This window comes from Bacillota bacterium, assembly GCA_013178415.1.
In the GTDB taxonomy this organism is placed as follows: domain Bacteria; phylum Bacillota; class SHA-98; order Ch115; family Ch115; genus Ch115.
Genome location: JABLXA010000033.1, coordinates 1 through 21,016, shown reverse-complemented (window position 1 = coordinate 21,016; position 21,016 = coordinate 1). Strand labels below are relative to the sequence as shown.

18 protein-coding genes and 2 pseudogenes are annotated in these 21,016 nt (G+C 52.0%); 11 read left to right on the top strand and 9 right to left on the bottom strand.

The features are described from left to right. The coding region (locus tag HPY52_15985) for a DUF3006 domain-containing protein (protein NPV81732.1) at positions 1-159 on the bottom strand (159 nt) is incomplete at its 3' end. Positions 160-686: 527 nt separating this feature from the next. Here HPY52_15985 and splB point away from each other — a divergent pair. Then, complete coding sequence (gene splB / locus HPY52_15980; GenBank protein ID NPV81731.1) at positions 687-1,700, top strand: spore photoproduct lyase; 1,014 nt, start codon at positions 687-689, stop codon at positions 1,698-1,700. Positions 1,701-1,875: 175 nt separating this feature from the next. On the opposite strand, the gene HPY52_15975 is transcribed toward splB, so the two are convergent. Further along, complete coding sequence (locus HPY52_15975; GenBank protein NPV81730.1) at positions 1,876-2,559, bottom strand: hypothetical protein; 684 nt, start codon at positions 2,557-2,559, stop codon at positions 1,876-1,878. 17 nt (positions 2,560-2,576) lie between these two features. Between HPY52_15975 and HPY52_15970 the strand changes: the two are divergent. After that, positions 2,577-2,997 (top strand): annotated as a pseudogene (locus HPY52_15970) (hypothetical protein). A 27-nt stretch (positions 2,998-3,024) separates the two neighbouring features. Further along, positions 3,025-4,044 carry a DUF4065 domain-containing protein gene (locus HPY52_15965; GenBank protein ID NPV81729.1) on the top strand — a complete coding sequence of 340 codons (1,020 nt, stop codon included), beginning with the start codon at positions 3,025-3,027 and terminating at the stop codon, positions 4,042-4,044. On the opposite strand, the gene HPY52_15960 is transcribed toward HPY52_15965, so the two are convergent. The 3 genes and pseudogenes from HPY52_15960 to HPY52_15950 form a co-directional block, all read right to left on the bottom strand. Continuing rightward, positions 4,034-4,396: an AbrB/MazE/SpoVT family DNA-binding domain-containing protein gene (locus HPY52_15960; GenBank protein NPV81728.1), complete on the bottom strand. Its 363-nt coding sequence runs from the start codon at positions 4,394-4,396 to the stop codon at positions 4,034-4,036. The two genes, HPY52_15965 and HPY52_15960, sit on opposite strands and share 11 nt — an antisense overlap. Positions 4,397-4,496: 100 nt before the next feature. Further along, positions 4,497-4,979: pseudogene (locus tag HPY52_15955) on the bottom strand (sugar transferase). 134 nt (positions 4,980-5,113) lie between these two features. Further along, positions 5,114-5,518, bottom strand: coding sequence for a hemerythrin family protein (locus HPY52_15950; GenBank protein ID NPV81727.1), 405 nt, complete (start codon positions 5,516-5,518; stop codon positions 5,114-5,116). Between the two features lie 717 nt (positions 5,519-6,235). On the opposite strand from HPY52_15950, the gene HPY52_15945 reads away from it, so the two are divergent. The 3 genes from HPY52_15945 to HPY52_15935 all read left to right on the top strand — a co-directional run bounded on the left by HPY52_15945 (position 6,236) and on the right by HPY52_15935 (position 7,589). After that, entirely contained in the window at positions 6,236-6,781 is a 546-nt protein-coding gene (locus HPY52_15945) for a type II toxin-antitoxin system HicB family antitoxin (protein ID NPV81726.1), read from the top strand. Between the two features lie 6 nt (positions 6,782-6,787). Beyond that, positions 6,788-7,210, top strand: a complete 423-nt coding sequence (locus HPY52_15940; GenBank protein ID NPV81725.1) for a hypothetical protein — start codon at positions 6,788-6,790, stop codon at positions 7,208-7,210. Between the two features lie 160 nt (positions 7,211-7,370). After that, positions 7,371-7,589 (top strand): transposase, encoded by a 219-nt coding sequence (locus HPY52_15935; GenBank protein ID NPV81724.1) that lies wholly within the window; start codon positions 7,371-7,373, stop codon positions 7,587-7,589. Between the two features lie 72 nt (positions 7,590-7,661). On the opposite strand, the gene HPY52_15930 is transcribed toward HPY52_15935, so the two are convergent. From HPY52_15930 to HPY52_15920, 3 genes are all read right to left on the bottom strand, one after another. After that, the gene (locus tag HPY52_15930; protein NPV81723.1) at positions 7,662-8,657 is read right to left on the bottom strand and encodes a DUF4065 domain-containing protein; all 996 of its coding nucleotides are present in this window, start codon (positions 8,655-8,657) and stop codon (positions 7,662-7,664) included. Between the two features lie 68 nt (positions 8,658-8,725). Beyond that, positions 8,726-9,103 carry a hypothetical protein gene (locus tag HPY52_15925; GenBank protein NPV81722.1) on the bottom strand — a complete coding sequence of 126 codons (378 nt, stop codon included), beginning with the start codon at positions 9,101-9,103 and terminating at the stop codon, positions 8,726-8,728. Between the two features lie 74 nt (positions 9,104-9,177). Next, a complete protein-coding gene (locus tag HPY52_15920) occupies positions 9,178-9,348 on the bottom strand; it encodes a hypothetical protein (protein ID NPV81721.1) in 171 nt (56 codons plus the stop codon). A 176-nt stretch (positions 9,349-9,524) separates the two neighbouring features. Here HPY52_15920 and HPY52_15915 point away from each other — a divergent pair, with 176 nt between their 5' ends. From HPY52_15915 to HPY52_15895, 5 genes are all read left to right on the top strand, one after another. After that, a complete protein-coding gene (locus HPY52_15915; GenBank protein NPV81720.1) occupies positions 9,525-10,922 on the top strand; it encodes a hypothetical protein in 1,398 nt (465 codons plus the stop codon). After that, on the top strand, positions 10,904-13,435 hold the full coding sequence (locus HPY52_15910) for a hypothetical protein (protein ID NPV81719.1): 2,532 nt from the start codon (positions 10,904-10,906) through the stop codon (positions 13,433-13,435). Before HPY52_15915 ends, HPY52_15910 begins: the two co-directional genes overlap by 19 nt. A gap of 42 nt (positions 13,436-13,477) precedes the next feature. Next, on the top strand, positions 13,478-18,298 hold the full coding sequence (locus tag HPY52_15905; GenBank protein ID NPV81718.1) for a DEAD/DEAH box helicase: 4,821 nt from the start codon (positions 13,478-13,480) through the stop codon (positions 18,296-18,298). A gap of 305 nt (positions 18,299-18,603) precedes the next feature. Continuing rightward, positions 18,604-19,914 (top strand): ImmA/IrrE family metallo-endopeptidase, encoded by a 1,311-nt coding sequence (locus HPY52_15900; protein NPV81717.1) that lies wholly within the window; start codon positions 18,604-18,606, stop codon positions 19,912-19,914. A 236-nt stretch (positions 19,915-20,150) separates the two neighbouring features. After that, the gene (locus tag HPY52_15895) at positions 20,151-20,444 is read left to right on the top strand and encodes a hypothetical protein (protein ID NPV81716.1); all 294 of its coding nucleotides are present in this window, start codon (positions 20,151-20,153) and stop codon (positions 20,442-20,444) included. Between the two features lie 201 nt (positions 20,445-20,645). Here the strand turns inward: HPY52_15895 and HPY52_15890 are convergent. Then, the coding region (locus tag HPY52_15890) for a sugar transferase (GenBank protein ID NPV81715.1) at positions 20,646-21,016 on the bottom strand (371 nt) is incomplete at its 5' end.

The following is a 21,016-nucleotide window of genomic DNA, read 5'->3' as shown; positions in this document are numbered from 1 at the left end:
CCTCTCCTTTGTCGCCGCCTCATCAATCGTGACGATGATAGATAAAACATCACCGGGTTTGGCCCCTTTGGGAAGGATCTCCCGCGGGAGGTTAAGCATTATGTTCTCTGGTCCCTCAATAACTGCCCAATCGCCCTCGAACCGATCGATGATATACATTGAACCGAGCCTCCTCAATATCCAGCGTGGAGCAATGGTGTTTAGGTAAGTTGGCTTCCTTGCGCACCTTTGATCCTGGGTTGCTGTCAAAATCGCCAGCAGAGCGCGCCTATCCGTAAGGGAGGAGAGCCGCCTACCTCCCTTCTGGCTTGCCAATTCTGAGTATTCTTTCCTGCCGGTTTACCTGCTCACCGGAAGACAGGACATCTCCATACGGCATCTTCATAGTTGAGCATAGCAAATGGGCCAGCGCTGGTGAAGTCCGGGATAGCCGCCTCTACCTTTAGGTTCATGAATTTCTTATATCTTCGCCATCCCAGGGTCTTTTCCTGTGTCGTTCGATCAGTTTGGCAGCGAATTTCCCATAGTCTTGAACATTCCTTCAGTGACGTTGAGGTTCGCAACCTGTGGTGATTTCCGCGGCGAAAAGGGTCTACTATTCCGATATACTCTACTATTCCGATATACAATACAGGAAGCGATTTCTCTTTTGCGCCCTGGACACAATAGTATATTGGGTGATAGTTATGAGTCCTTTTATCCCGAAGTTGGCGTTAATTCAGAGAAATGCCCTTTCCTATCCTCTGGGAAACGAACTCATGAAGCGGTTCGAAGCCAAAGGGATAAGAACGCTAATCTATGAAAAGAGGATCCCTGTATCCTCGCATAAAACATTCAGAGAGGGTTTCTTAGCGGCCAAACGGACAATAGTGGTACTCGTCTGGCAAAAGCGGGAGTTTCAGACCTGCAAACCATCTGCCCATTATCAATTGCCATTGACCTCCGGGTGCCCTGGATTGTGTCAGTACTGCTATCTCAATACTAACCTTGGAAGGAGGCCCTATATTAAGGTCTATGTAAACGTAGATGATATCCTGAATCGGGCCAGGGAGTATGTAGATGAACGCAGACCAGAAACGACGATATTTGAAGGCGCTGCAACGTCGGACCCCATCTCTGTGGAAAGCTGGACGGGCTCCATACAAAAGGCAGTCAAATTCTTCGCCTTCCTGAATGACGCGAGGTTCCGATTTGTAACTAAATATACCGATATCGATGGTCTGCTAGGAGTCGACCATAGAGGCAAAACCGAAATCAGGTTTAGCATCAATTGTAACTCTGTGATTGAGAGATTCGAAACCGGAGTGCCGCAGCTCCGATTCAGGCTAGAGGCGGCCAAAAAGGTACTAGAAGCGGGATACCCCCTCGGGTTCCTAATCGGCCCCATATTTGAATTTCGCGGATGGCACGAGGAATACGGGAGACTGCTGGATACAGTAAGGGAGTATATACCGGGCGGTACCCCCGTTACTTTTGAACTCATAACTCACCGTTTCACCACAAGATCCAAGGGAATCATTCAGCAAGCATATCCTGGCACAGAGGTTCCGCTGGACGAAAAGGAACGCAGATTCAAGTACGGACAATTCGGGTACGGCAAATATGTCTATCCTGACGATTTAATGGCGGAGTTCCAGGGGTTCTTTAACGCCCAAATTGAAAGGATGTTTCCACAGGGAACCATACTCTATATGGTATAGTATCCACGGCTGTTTAGGGAGTGTATCGCCTCCCTTTCATCCCCATTGCGATAGATCATCCACCGGTCGTTGAAGATTCTTACCCTCGGGGGGCGAATATGGCAAAAATGCTGACAAAGGCCTAGCGACTATTGGACTTGCAGCCCCATAGCTCAAATCCTGCGGATTACAGGGACTAAAAAGAAACCTCCTCGAGGGCCTCCTCGAGGACTGTAGCCACGTAGTCTATCTCCTCCTCCGTCAGGTGGTTATGGAACGGGATGGCTATGCTGGTCCGGCCCAGAAGCTCTGTTACCGGGAAGTCGCCTTCCTTAAAGCCAAACCTTTTCCGGTAGAAGGGCTGGAGGTGGATGGGGGTAAAGTAGGGGCGGCAACCGATCCCAGCTTCCTGCAGGCGGCTCATTACATGCTCCCGTACCTCAGCCTGTCGTTTGGGTGAAGGTTCATTTATGGCCACACGGATCACATATACGAACCAGCTCATCCGCGTAACTTCAGGGGCGATAAAGGGCAACCGCAACCCCAGGCTACCCGGTATCCTGGAAAGCCTCTCCCTATACATAGCCGCCACCCGCTCACGCTTAGCTATGATCTCCTCTATCCTACCCATCTGGGCCAGGCCCAAGGCGGCTGAAAGCTCGTCCATGCGGTAATTATAGCCGAGTTCCTCATGGGAAAGCCACAGGCCGCTCTCACCCCGGCCCTGGTTCCGCAGGCTTATTGTATTTGCCATCCCCATGACAGACTCTCTAGATATCACCAGACCCTTACAGGGACCGAAGTACATTTTTCGAAGAATAGATGCACCGATTAATACATAAATCTTGACAAATGGCATATAATAAAGTATCATTTGCATCACAAAGGGGTGATGCAATGAATCCCTTTTATAACCAGAGCTATACCAGAGAAGAGATTGTCACCATCTTACGTACAATACAAGACTGTGTGAGAGAGAACCGGTTTGTTATTTCGAGGAATGAGAATAGGCAGCAAAACGCGGACTTTATAAACGAATACAATCTTACCAGCAAGAGGCAGAAAGAGGCAGAAAGAGATTCTTTTAGAAATCGAGCCAGAGGATTTCTGTCATACGTTGAAAAATACGAAGCTAGGATTTGAACATGAGATTTTATACGTCTTCTGTCCACAAGTTAAGTTATTCAACTTTGATGGCAACGAGGAGTTGGTAGATATCTATACCAAATTCAACATTATAAACCTTGCGGGACGGAGTCGTGTGATAGTCGTATCATTCCATAAGCGTAACAAGCCGATCAGTTACCTGTTTCGGTAACGGTCGGAAGTGAAAGGGGGATGCTTTATGAATAAGAGGACTACCTTCTGCGAGGAATGCAGGAAAGATGTCGCCTATTCTATGGAAAATGTTTCCCTGAAGGGCACATTGAAAGGCGAGGAATACAATTATTCCGGAAAGAAAGCGATATGTGCCGAATGTGGCGCCGAGGTATATGTAGCAGAGATTGAGGATGAAAACCTAAAAGCGCTGTATGATGCCTATCGTCAGAAGAAAGGTATAATTTCGCTTGAGAAGATCTTGGAGATTCCACGGAAGTATAATATTGGAAAACGTCCGCTATCTCTGCTTTTAGGCTGGGGAGAGATGACATTTACCCGCTATTGCGATGGAGATATGCCGACTAAGCAATATTCTGATATGCTACGAAGAATCTACGATGAACCGGCCTTTTATCTATCATTGCTGGAAAAAAATAAAGAGAGACTGAAATCTCAGGTTGCATATGAAAAGAGCAGACGCGCCACAATGGAGTTGCTTGACAGACAAAAAACTGGGACCTCCGATACTGTGACCTCCAAAGTGGATAAAGTAGTTGACTACCTGCTGTTTCGTTGCGAAGATATTACGCCCTTGGCATTACAGAAAGCCTTATATTATATCCAGGGTTTCTACTATGCTTTCAATGGCAGTTTCCTGTTTGCGGAGGATTGCGAGGCGTGGGTGCACGGCCCGGTTTACCGGGAAATCTACAACCGCTATTCTGGTTACCACTTTGACCCCATTGAGAGTAACGGTGAGTTTGATGCTTCTGTATTTACAGATTCGGAGAAGGCTATCATTGACAGCGTTATCCAAAATCTTTGCTGCTACAGTGGGAAAATACTGGGGAGGTTTACACACGCTGAAACGCCTTGGCTGAAAACGCGTGGCAATCTGCCTGCCGATGCTCATTCTGACCGCATAATCCCCAAAGAAGCTATCGGCGAGTATTTCAACGCTGTGAAGCAGAAATACAACATGTTGATACCCGATGACATTGAGAATTATGCTCAGGTTATGTTTAACAGGACAGTTAAAGGCTAACCAGACGATGGATCGTTTCTGCTAGACTGAAACGGCGAATAACTATGTGGAAGAGCCCTCGCTGGACTTGCCTGCGGGGGCTTCCCCTCAGCCCGGATTCCCTTCGCCGCGCCCCGATTTCGGAATCCCTCTGAACCTCGGTCCAGTGTTCAGCTTCCAGATCGGCGATAAGATCTTGCCCCCCAAAACGTCCATATAAAGCATCGACAGCCGCTGCACGCACAGGAGTAAGCAAGATCCCGTCTTCCTTCAAAGTAACTTTGAGTCTGGTTCTAACCCTAAGACCGGCTGCATCCCTAATCGCTTTCGGTATGACGACCTGCCCCTTTGATGACACATATGTGCCTTCCACTTTGGTCACCTCCCGATCCCCTTCCTCTATACCTCCCAACCTTCTTACTCTATGGTAAGCCAACTAGGGCCTGTAGTCAAAAGGCTATAGCGTGGATTTGTTATCGGTCTGTGATAATGTCACCCCAAAGATTAGGCCGAACTCCCCCCTGGATTCCCCTAAACTCCGGCATCGTCGCGCACCCCTCCGCGCTTATGCCCTCGCGCTTTATCACCTTAACCAAAGTAAGCCAGAGGATCTTGAGGTCAAGCGCGATGCTCCAGTTGTCGACATACCAGACGTCTAGCTTGAATTTCTCCTCCCAGCTTAGGGCATTGCGGCCATTCACCTGCGCCCATCCGGTGATGCCGGGCTTGACCTCATGGCGCCGCGCCTGTTCGGGTGTATAGCGGTCAAGATATTCCATCAGGAGTGGTCTCGGACCGACCAGGCTCATGTCGCCTCATAGGACGTTGATAAACTCGGGCAATTCATCCAAGCTGGCGCTGCGCAAGAGATTCCCCAGCCGGGTGAGTCGTTTCTCATCGGGCAGCAAATTCCCCTGCTTGTCCCGCACATCTAGCATAGTGCGAAACCTGAGCATGACAAATGGCCGGCCATGAAGCCCACGACGCCTGGTGGAATAGCACCGGCGGCCCCATGGTCGCGCGGATAAGAACTGCAATGGCCAACAGAAAATGAAATACCTCGCGATTTGCAGTAGACGCGACCGCATATTCAGACTCCCTTCTCCTTCAAAAAGGCTCCCAAAGCCTTGTCCGTCTTGCCTATGTGATTCAGCCACCAGTCTACGAGAAGACGCTGGGATTCAATAGCTAGAAGGGAGCTTTGCCCCTCACGGCCAAACCGTTCCCGGAGGGCAGAGAGTTTTTCGATATATGAACCATGTTCGCCTTTATGCGCCTTTCCCTCTGGATATCCATGAGCTCCCATGAATTTTTCTTCTGTGCCGAAGTGAGTTTCTACATAGTCGCTAAGAAAGTTCAGGACTTCGCCTATTTGTTCCTTTCCCCTGCCCTGGCTCATAGATGACAGTAGGTTGTTGACCCTCTTGAAAAGCTCTTTATGCTGTTCATCGATGATCCCGATGCCAATAGAAAGATCGTCCGTCCATTTCAGCATATTGTTCGCCCCCTATCATGGCTATCATAAGCTGAAAGCCTTACTGCCCCATGACAGCCTGCCATCCCCTATTCTTATTCTATAGCTGAGTAGACATCCCTGCTTCCACTGTATCATGAAACCCAAGTCTACCTTGCCAAAATATCCATGGATCAAATGCCAGCCATAAGGCGCCGACATTACTATCATGGAGACTCTGACACTTGACCCGCCCTTAATGGAGGTGTGGTTGAATCTTTTTTCAGAATGCGCCGGCCCCGCTTCAATAGATGCACAGAGCGGGAATCCAAAATCGGCTGATGTCTAAAATCGGCTAAAATCGGCTATTGAACCATAGTCTTCATTATGGTATCATATGTGGTGCAGTGATGCGGTGATGCCGCTCCTATCTAGTATCATATACGGTTAGAACTCACATACTATTGGGGGTAGCTAACGGTTGTCCAAGATAAGAAAGCGATTCCTGCGGCTCCTGAATAACCCTGAGGGGGCGCGCTGGAGCTCTATAGTCACAATCTTGACATATTACGGGTTTACATGCGATTCCCCGATGGTGATAGTCACTGGGCGGTGTCACACCCAGATATTGATGGGGCTCTAACTGTTCCAGTCCACAACAACAGAGCTAAGCGCACATACATCAAGAAATTGATCACGATGATCGAAGATATCGTGTCCGAATCGAAGATATCGTGTCCGAGGAGGAAGAATAAGGATATGGAGCTTGATGAGTTTCTGCAGCTGGATTATAAAACAGTCTTGTCGCCTATTCCTGAAGAAGATGGCGGGGGATGGCTCGCGGAAATCCCCGAGCTCAACGGTTGCTGTTCTGATGGCGCGACGCCCGAAGAGGCTTTGCAAAATCTGAAAGGGGCTAAGGCTGCATGGTTTCGCGCAGTAACTAAACGCGGGGGTAATATCCCCCTTCCATCTGGATCTCAGGAGGAATATAGCGGGAAATTCACCCTTAGAATGCCTAAATCCCTGCATAGACGCCTTGCGACCACAGCAGCGGCAGAAGGTGTAAGCCTGAACCAGTATGTATTGTCATTGATTTCAGGGAATTTCGCTATGGATCAAGCTATGAAACAGTGCTCATGGAGAACACCGGCTACTATTAGGCAGACCGTCATCAGGATTGATCCCTCATATCGGTTGGAGGAGCATGAAAGTAGGACACCCGACCCTATGGCATATGCTAGTCGGATCAAAGAATCCCTAGGATGGCGGACAGTGCCGCGAAGGCCGGAGATTAGGGGGTAATAATCCATGGCGAGAAGGAAACCAGGACCCTCTGCTGAGGTTGCTCAACCAAAACCAGTGGACAAAGGAGATGAAATACGGTTAGCGTCGCTCGAGGTCACCAGCTTGAATGCGCAGCAGCTTTCCTGCGACCAGACGACGGATGCCGAATTGGTTAGAGAAAATGCGATCAGCGTCCTAGAAACCTCCGATCGGATTGTGAAATTAAGGCTTACGGAAAGACTCTTTTTCAGGCCGGAAGGCCCTTTCAAGCTCGACCTTGATGTTACGGGAACTTATGTCTACCCCAGGCCTGTCAAGGAGGAAGATATCCAACCGCAATCTGAGAATCTGTCAGCTCCGCTTCTGGCATATAGTTCCTTTATAATATCATTCATTACCCAACAGTTTGGCGGGGTTCCTATCGTGCTGCCGCCGGCGTTGAGCTGAGCTGAGCTGACGGAGAGGACGTCAGCTGCTCTATATATAGCGCGAGAGACTGGGCCGGCGGAAGCCCTTAGCTGGGCTTATCCATCACTCTGATCGGGGTAGCCAGTATGCAAGCCATGATTACCAGGAGATTCTTAGAGAGAATGGATTCATACCCAGCATGAGCAGGAAAGGGAACTGTTATGATAATGCCTGCATGGAATCATTCTTTCACACACTTAAGACCGAATTGGTATATCTCACCCGGTATCGGACGAGGGCAGAGGCCAGGCAAAGCATCTACGAGTATATCGAGTTCTACTACAACCGGATTCGTTTACACTCTGCTTTGGGGTATAAGAGCCCGTATGAGTATGAACGAGAGAGCCTAGCCGCCTAAATTCGTGTCCATCAAACCGGGGTAATTACATTAGCCTCATGCATTTCTGCTTCGGCCTCGTCGCAGCACCATTTATTTAATTGCCGTCAGCATTCCAGCAAATTCATATGATATTGGTTCCTTGAGCTGGGTATCTGCATAGGCAATCTCCTTATGCGTTATTTCACTAAGGGTAGCAGCGCTACAATCCCTAAACGCTTCATGGACGTCCTCTAATACCCGCAATTCTTCATCTCCGAAGAGGCCATTATCGAATTCCACCAATGATTCAATATAGTCCCCTTCGTACGGGCCGTCATATGGCCTAAGAGCTACGATATCGTTTGCCGTTAGATACTCTATAATAGCCTCATGAGCCAATGGGATTGGCCCGTAATAGTTGTGGCAATATACTGTGCCGCTTATGGACTGAGATAACCGCTTATAGGAGAGGAAGTCCGAATACCATAGCAGCTTAAGCAACTTGGACTTTACCATATTCTTACTCATGGCCGTAAAGAAGATTATCATATTGGTCAGCTTATCCAGGTCAAACTGACGCCTTCCTCTAAATGAGTCCTCATATGCCGAATACAGCCTAGAAATATACTCTACAATAAGGTCTTGGAGAAAGTCTTGCGGCCTATTCGCCAATTTAAGAAAACCAAATGTTTTCTCGGCCTTCCTTCTCTCATAATTACCCAGTTTATCTTTCCCCATATTGAAAAGCTCTTGAGCATACAACAGATCGTCATCGAACCGGCGAAGTTGCTCACTATGAGGAATACTGGGAATTGCTCCACCTTCATATCTGGCTATTGTAGCCTGACTCCACCCCAAAAGGCTAGCTATTCCCCTTTGGGAGAGACCATACTTCTTCCTGATCCTTCGAATGTCATCAGGACCTAGCAATCCCTTTTGATTGCGATACTGTGAATAGGCCAAAGCCAGGTTTTCAGCGTCTAGCGCCTCATCGAAAATATCAGTGCCGCACACGGCACATACCAGCACATTTGCCATGACTGTAATAGGTTCGCCCTTAACCGGATAGGTTTCCAAGCGTTTTACCGATTTGCAGGGTCTTTCCATTCGGCACTTAGGGCAGTAAGCCATCGTAATCCCTCCTTCTCATATAGCTTCTGCTTTCCACGTGGCCCTTACTTCCGGTATGGCAGCCTATATGGACCATTAGATTCATGAAATGATATACACACGCAACCACGGCTATTGTCGGTCTTAAGCTTTATATATATCTGAACGCCATCAACAGTTTTGATGAACTCCCAAATTTCTCCTTCCCCAGAATCATCTACTAGCGGACCCCGGTCGTAATCCCGGTACGTAAGGCCCAGAATTTCATCTTTGACAACGCTCATGGTGAAACCAAGCCTCGCTATATCATCAAGATTCTTTTTGCGAGGGACGAGGTTGAACCTGCCTGGAGAGGCAACTTCGGCCCTAACCTGTTGCAAGAATCCTCTTATCTCATCAACTGAGGCTACATCATCAGGTCCAATTCGGGCAGGTCGAAACACTGACATCCCTTCCTTAATATATTGTATCATATATGCATAGCATATGCTATCATTTAATATCAATTTTTAGTTTATCAAACACAGACCTTCCCGTTGGCCCGAAGTAGGCAACCCTCGAAACCACTGAGATCTTCTTCAAATACCATGATGTCAAGCCTTTTCGCCACCGCCATAACATCAACAGGGCCAGACAGTCTAAGCTCGAACCGAAGATTCCTGGCATATTGGGAAGGAGATAGAGCCACTTGACCACCCCCTTGTTCGGCAGGAAAGTGCAATATGAATATCTAATCTTCTAAAAGAGTGAAAACTTTACCAAAAGTAAAAACCCTGCGCGTGCCGAAAAGCTGTTGCCTAACTGCCACTTCTTAACCATAAGGCAGTTGAGTGAGCCGCTGGCAAGGAGGGGTGGATTCCAAAGGTGCTTGAGGATTGTCAGAATATCTCTCAATGTGAGGAAACGATCGCTGGTATCCTCGAAAACAGCGGGGGCAGCGGCTATCAGCTTCTGGGGGAACTCCCTGTTTCCCGGCAGGACATTGATCTTCTTGACCGGCTCGTTTCGGAGCATGTCCGTCCCGACGCCGCCTCCGTCTATGCATATGGCGATGCCGCACCCGGCTATGTCGATCGCGGCGTCGCGTCATTTAGGGACATGCTATCGCGCCAGTTTCCTGTGAGTCTGGCCCTTTTTCTTGTTTGGCAGGGGCTCCGCGGCTATCAGGAGGGAGATTTCTGGACTGCCGTTCACAACGCAACAGGGGAAAGGGACAGGCACTGCGAAACAGACTGGGGAGAGGCCTTTCTTTCTGTAGTAGGCCGGTTTTCGCTAACCGGGCTGGATGACACACACAGTTTCAAGTACGTAACACCTATCCTCCTTCATGGCGGCATCCCTGAAAGCTGTTTACCTGAGTATTTCCAAAATATAGCCTGGAGCGTTTTTGTCGCAAAGGGTATAACTGAGGATTCTAGCATCCTCAAGAAACTGGAGGAATTGCGCGCCTGCTGGGAAGGCGCAGGAAACATTCAAACAGAGATAGATAGGCTATCCCGCCTAATCGACCAGCGTAAACGGGATATCAAGCGTTTAGATGAATATATCCATCTTCAGGCCCGAATGGCTGCTCTCCAGCCTTTGCTTGAAACCCTGAGCACAGCCCTGGACCTGCAAAAGCAAATTAAGAACCTCGCTACAAAACGTGCTGGGCTTATGGAACAGCTGGTAGAGGCAAAGAACCGTCAGGAGGCTTATTCGACCGGCGATGAGGCTATACTGGCACGCCGTGAAAGCCATGCGCCACCTCAATCGGCCAAGGCCATTATAGAGAAATGCTCAGGGGAGTCGCAGGACTCTAAGCCAGCTCTGACCGCCATGGAGAAGCGTTTCGAGGAGCTGCAGGAACAAGGGTCGGCAGTTGCGAATCGACTCCGCGATGCTGGCAAAGCTCTTTTTGAAACCGATTGGCGAGAAGAATTCTCTTTCGCCCTGGCCTCCTGGACTCCGGATATAGCAACTGCAAGAATAAAAGGATGGAGAGAAGCCATTGAAGTGCTCCAGAAATCGCAACGGCGCACGCGGCCATGGCGCGCATTCCTGAGTCTGATGGGCGCTTTCGCGGCTGCTGCCGGCGCGATATTGATAATATCATGGCCAGGCGAACTCTTATGGCCGAGTGGGGCCTCATTGCCAGGTTGGCTTTCATGGCTAGGTAAGCTTCCCAAGGGTTCGGCGACCGCTGCCCATTACAGCGGAGTTCCTCTAATAATTGTGGGCGCTTTTTACTGGCGGGAACGTTTTTGCATGGGCGGTCGTTAGCCCGCAAGGAGAACGCTTTAAGCCGGGAGATCGACTTGGAACTGGAGGCTTTCCCAGGGGCGCGAAAACTCTTCAAAAGTGGGCAATGGCAGAAGGCGGCTGGACTTTTTGAAACGGCACACGGAGCACTTGTCGAGTTGATGATTCACAAACAGGTCCTGGAGGATGAGGGCCGAATGATCGCTACTGCCAGGGCACGGTATGAGGGTGCGCAGAAGGCGGCGGCAGAAGCCGGCCAACTGGAGCAAGAGATTGAAAGCCTGATGGGGCTTTTACAGCAGAAAAGGCGGCGGAGAGATCTCCTGCTAGCACAGACAAATATACCCGGTCTAAACGCCGGTTCGCCCGGCCTGAATGGCGAAGACCCTGGATTGGAAAAAGAACAAATGCGCCAAGTAAATGAGATTTATGAAGCCCTCCAGCGTGAATGGCATGAGATTGAAGAAACGCCCAGTTATCAGCCCAACAGACAGTTAGATCCCGATGAGGCATTACAGGAGAAAAGCCGCCTTGAAGAGGAATTACGCCGGCTGGAAGATAAACGCGCTAAGATGCTTCAAACCGACCAGTTAGCCCCAGCAATGTGGGTCGACAAACCTATCCGCAGGTTCCTGCAATATGGCGGCCATATGGCGGAGGATTTTATCTTGCATACCGTGGAGTTACTGGACTCGTCCTGCCGCGCCGGCCAGCCAGAACTCCCTGATCGATGGCCGGATTCTTACCGGTATAAACGGATTTGGGACGCGTTTAAGAAATGGTGGTCCGATGGAGGCCACGAATTATGTTCTCTGGAGGCGGACCGAGCCCCGCGGCCTCGCTTTGTAAGTTGGAAACAAAGCGGTGAATGGCTTGTGGGGGTGCGGATTCCCGATCGCTTGCTAGCTGATCCGGCGCTGAGAGTTGACCATGATGAACGGAAATTAGCAGAATCACCCGGCCGCTTCGGATGCTGGCCGATCCCGCACTTGGATGGAACCGTCGTCATTCGCTGGGGGGAAGGCAAGGAAGCCAATCTTGACATCAGATCCTTCCGCCAGGCTGGTGAACCCTGTTACATTTTTTGGGGATGGGACGGCCAAGCGAAGCCGTTGCCGCTATGCCAAAAGATCGGAAGGGCAAGCAAGCTTACAGTTATTGCCCCTGGCGAGTGGCGGGTGGATGAGGAAGATGCCATCCAATTTGCCGGGAAAGAACCATGCTCAATTCCGGGATTTATGGCTTACTTTTTCAACCTAGATCAAGATAGAAAGAACATCACTTTTCGGAAACCATCCGGGCAAACGGTTACTTTAGCGGGCACCGAGCCACAGAATTTCGAGCTTTTGGGCTCCCGACCGAGCTGGGACCGTGACCACGAGATGGGGCCACTGTTCGTAGCCGCCCCACCTTCGTTGCGTTGTCTGGACGAGGGCGCTCTGGCCCTGGCCAGCTTTGCCGAGATCGCGCCCGGCGGCCGACAGCTCCCAGTCTCCCGGCGCTGGCTCAGCGAGGGGGTGCAATTGCCCCTCGAAGGGATGGGAGGGTGTTTCTGGACAGTCGTTTATGATATATGCCAGAACGAGCTTGCACGCCTGGCTTTCCGGTATGCCCCCGGTCTTAGACAGGTCCGCATTATGCCGGATCCAGTCCCGATATTTCCCGGGACGGACGGTCACCCCGCGGTGACCATTTGTTTCGACATAGAGCCTGGTAGCCGCATCGAGTGGGCCGGCGCCAGGCAGGGCAATCGGCCGTCTCTGAGGCATGATAGAAACACAACCATCGCCGAACTACCGGCGATTCCGCAATATGATATAACCGAAGAATGGCGCCTTTGCAGCCAGCAGGGCGAGCCGGTGCCAATAAGAATTACTCTGGAAAGGGTTTGGTGGGCGGCAGGCCTTTGTGGCCAGATACCGGCTGATTCGGACTGGACTGACCAGGTCATACGATTTGAGAAGTCATGGTTCCATCCCGCATCCCAAGAAGCTCTCTGGGTGCGTGTCCCGCCAATGGCCGGCCAGGTTCAGCAGGTGCAGGCTGGATTCAGCGGAGACAAGAGGCGATCCTATAACCTAAGAAAGCATAGGTATGTGGAGATTCCGCTTAGAGAATTCGCCGACTCGGAAGAGATCCTCAACGACCGACACTGTCAATTACAGATCTGGCTAGTCAGCCGCGACGGCGGCGAGCTGGCCGCCGGCAGCATAGGAATTTATGCGCCGGACACTCCGGGACACGCGAAACACACAGAAGGCGCGGGAGAGCCAAAACGTGCGGAGCACGAGGAACGCGTGGACGAGCCGGAACTCACGCCGGTTTGCGCCGACGATCCCGAGTACCACAAGACCTGTTCTACGTGCGACTTTGCCAGACGTTATATGATATTTTACTATTGCAGCCGTAAGCAATGGGGAATCCCACAGTCCATACAGCAGGCGCAGTTTGAACGCGAAAGAGCCAGTTATTACTGCCCCAAATGGCAGGGCGAATACCGAGACGCCAGCGGGCAGTGGGTCTCGGAAGACTGATGGATGGCCCAGCCCAGTTAGTTACACAAGGAGGAAAACGTGATGAAAGAGTCTCAACTTGGGCTTCTGGCATTGAGCAAGTATATCTCTGAGCGATACCGCCAGTATCTTCATACGACCTTCTATTTTCGCGACCGGGCCTTGCGGGACTCTTTCGCGCGTGCCCTTGAATCGGAAGAACTGGTGAAGGGCCCCTTTCTTGAGGCTTCGCCCGCGTTCGTTCGCGGCAGCACCCCCAGACAGCTTTGCGCTGAACTTGGGCTGAGTCCCGACCAAGGGTTCCTGGCAGCCATTGAAGGAGATCGCCCTCTTTATAAACACCAGGAGGACGCGATCCGAAAGTCCGCCATGGGACGAAACGTAGTGGTGGCTACAGGCACTGGCAGCGGCAAGACAGAATCATTCCTCTTGCCCATTCTTTTTCATCTATACAGCCAATTTCGCGCAAGCAAGCTGGGCCCGGGGGTCCGCGCACTGATTCTATACCCAATGAATGCATTGACTAATGATCAGCGAGACCGCCTGGGCGAGATTTCTCGTCGACTCGAGGAGAACGGTTCAGACTTCCGGTTTACATTTGGCCAGTATATTGGGGAGACGCCTGAGGACGAGATGGATGAGAGGCGACACGCCGAGGAACATCTACAGGACCGTCTGCCCGGTGAGTTAGTGTACAGGTCGGAAATGAGGGCATCTCCTCCCCACATTCTGCTGACCAATTATTCCATGCTCGAATACCTGCTGATCCGGCCCGACGACAGCCCTCTTTTTGATGAGGGTAATTCACGGTGGTGGAATTTCTTGATTCTGGATGAAGCTCATCAGTACCGAGGAACCCGCGGAATTGAGATGGCCATGCTCCTGCGTAGGTTACAGCAAAGGCTGCGCGAAGGCGGACGTCAGGCGCGCCTGCAATGCATTGCAACCAGCGCAACATTACTCGGGGGCGAAAAAGACCGATCAGCAGTCTGCAACTTTGCTTCGGCGCTTTTTGGCGGAGAACCTTTTGAGCCGGACGACGTTGTTCTTGGAGAAAGGGAATCCCTGCCCGAGGTGGGGCGCTACCGGCTCACAGATACGGACTATGAACTTATCGCGCAGGCGTTGCAGTCCCCCCGCAGTTCAAGGGGATCAAGGAGCGATGCGCTGGTTGCATTGGCAAACCGACTGGGTGGAAGCATCCCTTCAGGGGAAGACACAGCAGAGATTATGGCAGGGGCCATCCTGTGCGAAGATCGCCGGGCTACTCTGTTAAGAAGATTGATTCTGGATCGGCCATGCCAGGCCAGGGATCTGGCAGATCATGTGTTCCCCGACATAGCGGAAGGCCGGCGGCTAGAAGCGCTGGAAACACTGATCCTGGCGCTCTCCCTGGCGCGCGATCCGCATGCACGGGTGACCGACCCGAAGCTACGGCCTCCCCTGCTATCTTCCCGATATCATCTATTTTTGCGTTCCCTGGAGGGGGCCTTTGTTTCATATCTTCCGGGTCCGTCCGTATCGCTCAGTCGTAGAGATGCGGCAGATGCTGCCAGCTTCGAGATCGCGCTATGCCGCGAATGTGGACAGCATTATCTCGTGGGCAGGATCGAAGGCGGTTCCCGCAGCGGGCATCTGAAGGAGGCCGTTCGAGACTTAGGAAGCCAGGACTTTGGCGTAACTTTTTTCAAACCACTGGACGGTGAGGATCTGGATGAAAGCGAAGACGATGATGAAACAAAAGCCGGCCACGATGCCGGAACCGGACAGGTTTTCCACCTATGTATACGCTGCGGGGCCATCTGGATGGATGGGCTGCCCCCCGTCTGTAAGCATGGAACCACACTGGAGCTTATACGGCAACGTCCTTCGGAAACAAATGAAGACCAGCTGTCACGCTGCAGCACCTGCGGGTATCAGGGCGCAGATCCAGTAAAAGAGGTGGTCCATGGCGCCGATGGACCGAACGCTGTGATCGCCACAATGCTGTATTCCCGTCTGCCGAAAAACCGAAGAAAGATCCTGGCCTTCGCCGATGGGCGCCAGGATGCGGCATTTTTCGCATGGTATCTAGACCGGACTTACCAGGATGTCCTTTACCGGCGCCTGATCCTCACCACAGCCAGGAAGCTCAGTCAGGTTTCGCCTGAGGGTGTATCCTTACATGATCTGGCCTCAGAGCTTCGCAGCGCCGTAAGGGAACTCGACCTGGTTCCTCCTGAGGCCAGCCAGCTGGATCTGACGCGCGAGGCGTGGAACGCCATCTACCGCGAATTCATGACCGATCAGCGTCGGATATCTCTAGAAGGCCTAGGTCTGGGCTTTTGGACCGTGCAGTGGCCCAACTGGATTAAAGTTCCGGACATACTTCTGCAAGACCCCTGGCGGCTAAATGAATCCGAAGCCCGGTACCTTATGCTGGCGCTACTGAACTCCATGCGAAAAGGGCGGGCAGTGGAGCTAACCACAGGAGATCCAATCACATTGTCATGGGATGATCTCGATTTATCCCCTCAGATCGCTTTTCGAACGGGCCCTTCACGAGGGCAAGCAGGCATAAAAGCATGGGATGGACCAAATAGCAGCCGGGCGCGGCTTCTCGCAAAACTGCTGGCCTTTCGAGGAATGGGGGAAGAAGATGCCCAGAAATATGCCGTGCTCACCCTGCAGGAGATCTGGCAGGCGATCAGGTCCGCTCCATCCAACATACGGGCACAAAACCGCCTTTTGCTCTTTTCCAATGATGCCGCCCGACTTAATCCTGGCTGGTGGCGATTTGTGGCGGTCACAAATGATGAGGAACTCCTTCAGTGCGATACATGCGGACTCCTCCAGCAAACCTCTGTATTTGGCCTCTGCTGCAGACCCGCCTGCCCGGGCCACCTGGCAACGGCGCGGAAAGGTGACTTAGACTCCAATCATTACAGAATTCTTTACCTGGATACCCTTCCAGGGAGATTACGGGTAGAAGAGCACACGGCCCAGCTTACGCATCAAAGGGCCCGCGAGTTTCAGCAGGACTTTAAGGAAGGGCGTATCCATGTCCTCAGTTGTTCTACCACGTTTGAGTTAGGCGTAGACCTGGGGAACCTAGACACCGTCTTTTTGAGAAATGTCCCTCCAGAAGCCTTTAACTATGCGCAACGCATTGGTCGGGCGGGGCGCAGGCCGGGTCATCCAGGGTTTGCCGTCACGTACTGCCGGCGCTCACCTCATGACCTCTATCATTTTGCAGAACCCGAACGAATGCTATGTGGCACCACCAAACCTTTTGCCATTAAACTGGTCAATCCTAAAATCCTTGCCCGGCATATGACCGCGGTGGCTCTTTCCTACTTCTTCCGCTCAAACAAGGATAGATTTGGCTTTGTAAGGAGTTTTCTTCAAGACCTTGCGCAGCCGCGCATTACCGCTGACCTTAAGACTTTTCTATATTCCCGCAGGGAAGAAGTAGAGGCAGCTCTTCGCGCCGGGATACCTCCGGAAGCGCATGAAATCATGGGATTGTCCGATGGGCGGTGGATCGAATATGTTGCAGGGCAGGCCGGGGATCAGCCGGGGATGGAACAAGGCAGCCGCCTTGCACAGGCCGAACTGGAGCTGGCCGACGATTACCGGCGAGTCCGGGAAGCCGAGGAGGAATTTACTCGGCGGAAAAGATACTTGGACGCTAAGTGGGCCAAGGACCGGGCATTAACTCTCGAGAACGAAGACGTCCTCTCTTTCTTATCGAGAAAAGCTGTCATTCCGAAATATGGCTTTCCCGTTGATGTGGTGAGCCTTGATACCCAAACCATGACATTCAATGTTCAAGGGGTGCAGCTTCAGCGGGATCTCGGCCTCGCCATCGCTGAGTTCGCCCCATCTAGTAAAGTAGTAGCTGATAAAAAGCTCTGGGTTTCGTATGGCTTAAAAAAGGTGACCGAGCGAAGCTGGGATATTCATTACTACGGGAAGTGCACAAAACACAACCGTTTTGATATTTGGCATCCCGGCGAGGTTCCGCCGATGGAGCGGTGTTGCGATCACATGACATCGGGGCGGAAATATATCATTCCTCAGTTCGGTTTTATCACAAGCCGGGAGGGCCCACAGGAACCCAAGAGACGCCCCGAGAGGGTGTTCAGCACACGCCCATTTTTCATCCAACTCCTCGATTCCCACCAGGAGACTATTGGAATGCCTGACCAGGCCCCGGTCATTCAGGTGACCAGGACTTCTCCCGGGCAGATGGGGATCATCTGTGAAGGGAAGCGCGGCAACGGATTCTATATTTGCCCACAATGCGGCGCGGGCTTCCAGACACGGCCTAGCGAGCACAAGACACCACTTGGGCGTCCATGCGCGGGAAAACTTGAGCTTTATATGCTGGGACATGAATTTACGACAGATGTTCTGTTGATGAGATTCCTGAGCAGACCTCCGTTGCAAGAAGTGCAGGAAGAGGAGATGCTCTGGTTCGGCTATTCACTGGCCTACGCCTTAGTTGGCGGTGTCAGCGAAGTGCTTGAGGTTCCATCCACAGACATTAGCACAACCGTAGGATATGCGGAAGGAACTGATATCCCGCCGATCGTCCTTTATGATAATGTGCCCGGTGGGGCAGGTCTGGTGGCACGCCTCGAAGACGAGGAGGCCATGCGAAGCGCCGTGGAGGCTGCCCTGCAACGCGTCAGCGGCCGGTGCGGGTGTGGCTATAACGACAGCTGCTACGGCTGCCTCCGCAGCTACAGCAACCAATTTGCCCACACGCGGCTGCGCCGCGGGCCAGTCATGACCTACCTGGATGGGCTCTTGCGCCTATGGAGGAGTAAATCCCGCGCGGAAGTGGCCGCGGCGGTGGAGGAATTGGTCCTCAGGATAGTGTCACTTCCGGAACCTTAAACCTATACTGCCGGAAATACTGGTCGAATGTGGTGGCCGTGTCGATTCCCAATCGTTCCATGACCACAATGCCTAGCCTTTGTGTCGTTCTCTTAACCCGAGAACAACGATGGATCCATTCCCTCAGCGATTTTGCCGCTCAGCCGCATACACTCACGTACGGTATTCGACTCGTATCACGATTATCCTTGTCCATTCATATGCACGAAAAGAGGTAGACCAGCAATTCGCACTAATTTAAAACATGGAATCCCCATATTGACATTATAGTGTTCATATTTTATACTCGGAATGGAGGGATTTTTATGTTGACGTCTAAAGACCTTGCTGCACGGCTTAAGGAGGCTCGGGAACGCACGGGCTTAACGCAGGAGGAGGCAGCGCAATTCCTCGGACTTGCGCGCTCGGCTATTGCATTGATAGAGACAGGGAAGCGAAAAGTGTCCGGGTTGGAGCTGGCACGCCTGGCTTACCTTTATGGCCGTTCGCCAAGTGATTTTTTCGACTCGGAATTTGCAGCAGATGGGGTCTCGGTGCTCTTGCGTGCATTGCCTGAGACGACTGACCAGGAAGAGACTAAAGAGGCAATCCGCCAGGGAATTGCACTGGCCCGGGAGATCGATAACCTTGAGCATCTACTCGGGGTTGAACGGGTGACAGCGATTCTTCCGCGATTCTCCACTATCTCTCTTCGAGGACGGTGGGAGGCAGTGGAGCAGGGAAAACACCTGGCACACCAGGAGCGGCAGCGCCTGGAGCTGGGCTCCGCGCCCGTGGACGACATGGGAGACCTCATGGAAAATCAGGGCATCACTGTCCTGGAATTGGAATTGCCTGATCAACTCTCCGGCTTTACAATTCGCCTTAACGGGAGCGTCGTTTGCGGGGTTAATGTCAGCCATGCTGCTGAACGGCGCCGCTTCTCCCTCACCCATGAGTACTGCCATGCCCTGATGGATCACGACCGGCAGGGCATTGTCAGCCGCCAGGAGGAAAGCGACGAATTGCGCGAGGTCCGCGCAAACGCATTCGCTGCGGCCTTTCTCATGCCCGAGGATGGCATCCGCGATTACCTGCTACGACTAAATAAAGGGCTTCCTTCCAGACCCCGAGAGGCCGTCGTTCCTCCGGAAGGCGATGTCCTGTTTGTGGAGGGACGCCTTGGAGCAGAAACATCGGGGATCGGACTCTGGCATGTATGTCTATTGACTAACCACTTTAGCGTAAGCCGATTGGCTATGATTTGGCGACTCTTTAACCTTAAACTAATCACTGAGAAAGAGCGGGATAATCTTCTGGCTGCCGAGCAAGATGGATCTGGCCGGGCACTATCCCGCATCCTTGGCATGAATATGGATATTGAAAATAGCCATAAGATCCAGGAAGCGGACACGGATCATATCGATAAGGGACGATCTGCTATCCCAGCCAAGCTGCGCCTTGCCCGCCGGCGAATCCTGCATCTGGCTCTGGAGGCGCTCCGACTCGAGATCATCTCCCGTGGGAAATTCCGCGAGCTCGCGCGTTTGGCGGGGTTTGATCTAGATGAGCTCCAACCAATGCTGGAGAAGATCGAGGTGTCATCGGAGCCTTTAGGTCCCGAAAGCGAGGGTTAGGTGTGGATGTGCTCATTGATGCCAATGTTATCATCGACTTGATTGAACTGGAATGTTTCGCTCATGTGCTAGACACCATGGTATTCCGGTTCTGGGTAGTAGAAAATGTGACGTAGGAGATCACACACCCGAACCAGTGAACAGTCCTGGAAGAGCAGCTGCGACGGGGTGCCTTACACGAAACACATGTCGAGGGCATCGATGAACTGCAAGATTATGTAAATCTCCGGACGGTCTTGGCCGACGGAGAGGCAGCCTGTTTGGCCGTGGCATCCCATCGCGGCTGGGCTTTTGCCACCTACGAAAGAGGCCGGACAAAACAGGAGGCGCTGCGCCTGCTAGGCCGCAATCGGTATCTACAAACGCCCCAGCTTCTTGAGGCAGCCATCCGAGAGGGGGTCATAGCCCTGGAGGAGCTAGAAGCTGCATTGGCGATGGTGACGTCAGCGGACAATAGTTGGCTCGTTACGCATCTGGGAAGGCTGATTGAGGAAACAGGAGAGCTTTTAGGGAGTAAGGGACAGAAGTAGCGAATTGATATGCGATATGATACATCGATCATACCAATATATGGGAGCCAACCCCCCGTATATGAATGTCGTTTACAATACTCAGTCCTTTAGTGAGGGCTGGGAGGAAACGGGGATTTAAGGAAGGGGGATGGTCTATGCACCTTAATGACCATTTGAGGACCTTCCGAACTGGTCCTAATGTTGAGATACATTTCGTTTTTATCGGAGGCTCCAGTTGTCGACATACCAGACATCCAGCTGAAATTTTTCCTCCCACGTCAGGGCATTCCGTCCGTTAACCTGCGCCCAGCCGGTGATGCCGGGTTTAGCTTCGTGCCGCCGCGCCTGTTCGGGTGTGTAACGATCAAGGTATTCCATCAAGAGCGGTCTTGGGCCGACCAGGCTCATATCGCCCCGCAAGACGTTGAAAAGCTCGGGCAATTCATCCAAGCTGGTGCTGCGCAGGAACCCGCCTAAACGAGTAAGGCGATCTTCGTCAGGGAGAAGATTCCCCTGCTTATCCCGGGCATCAGTCATGGTGCGAAATTTAAGCATGGCAAACGGCCACCCGTGGAGCCCTGGCCGCCTTT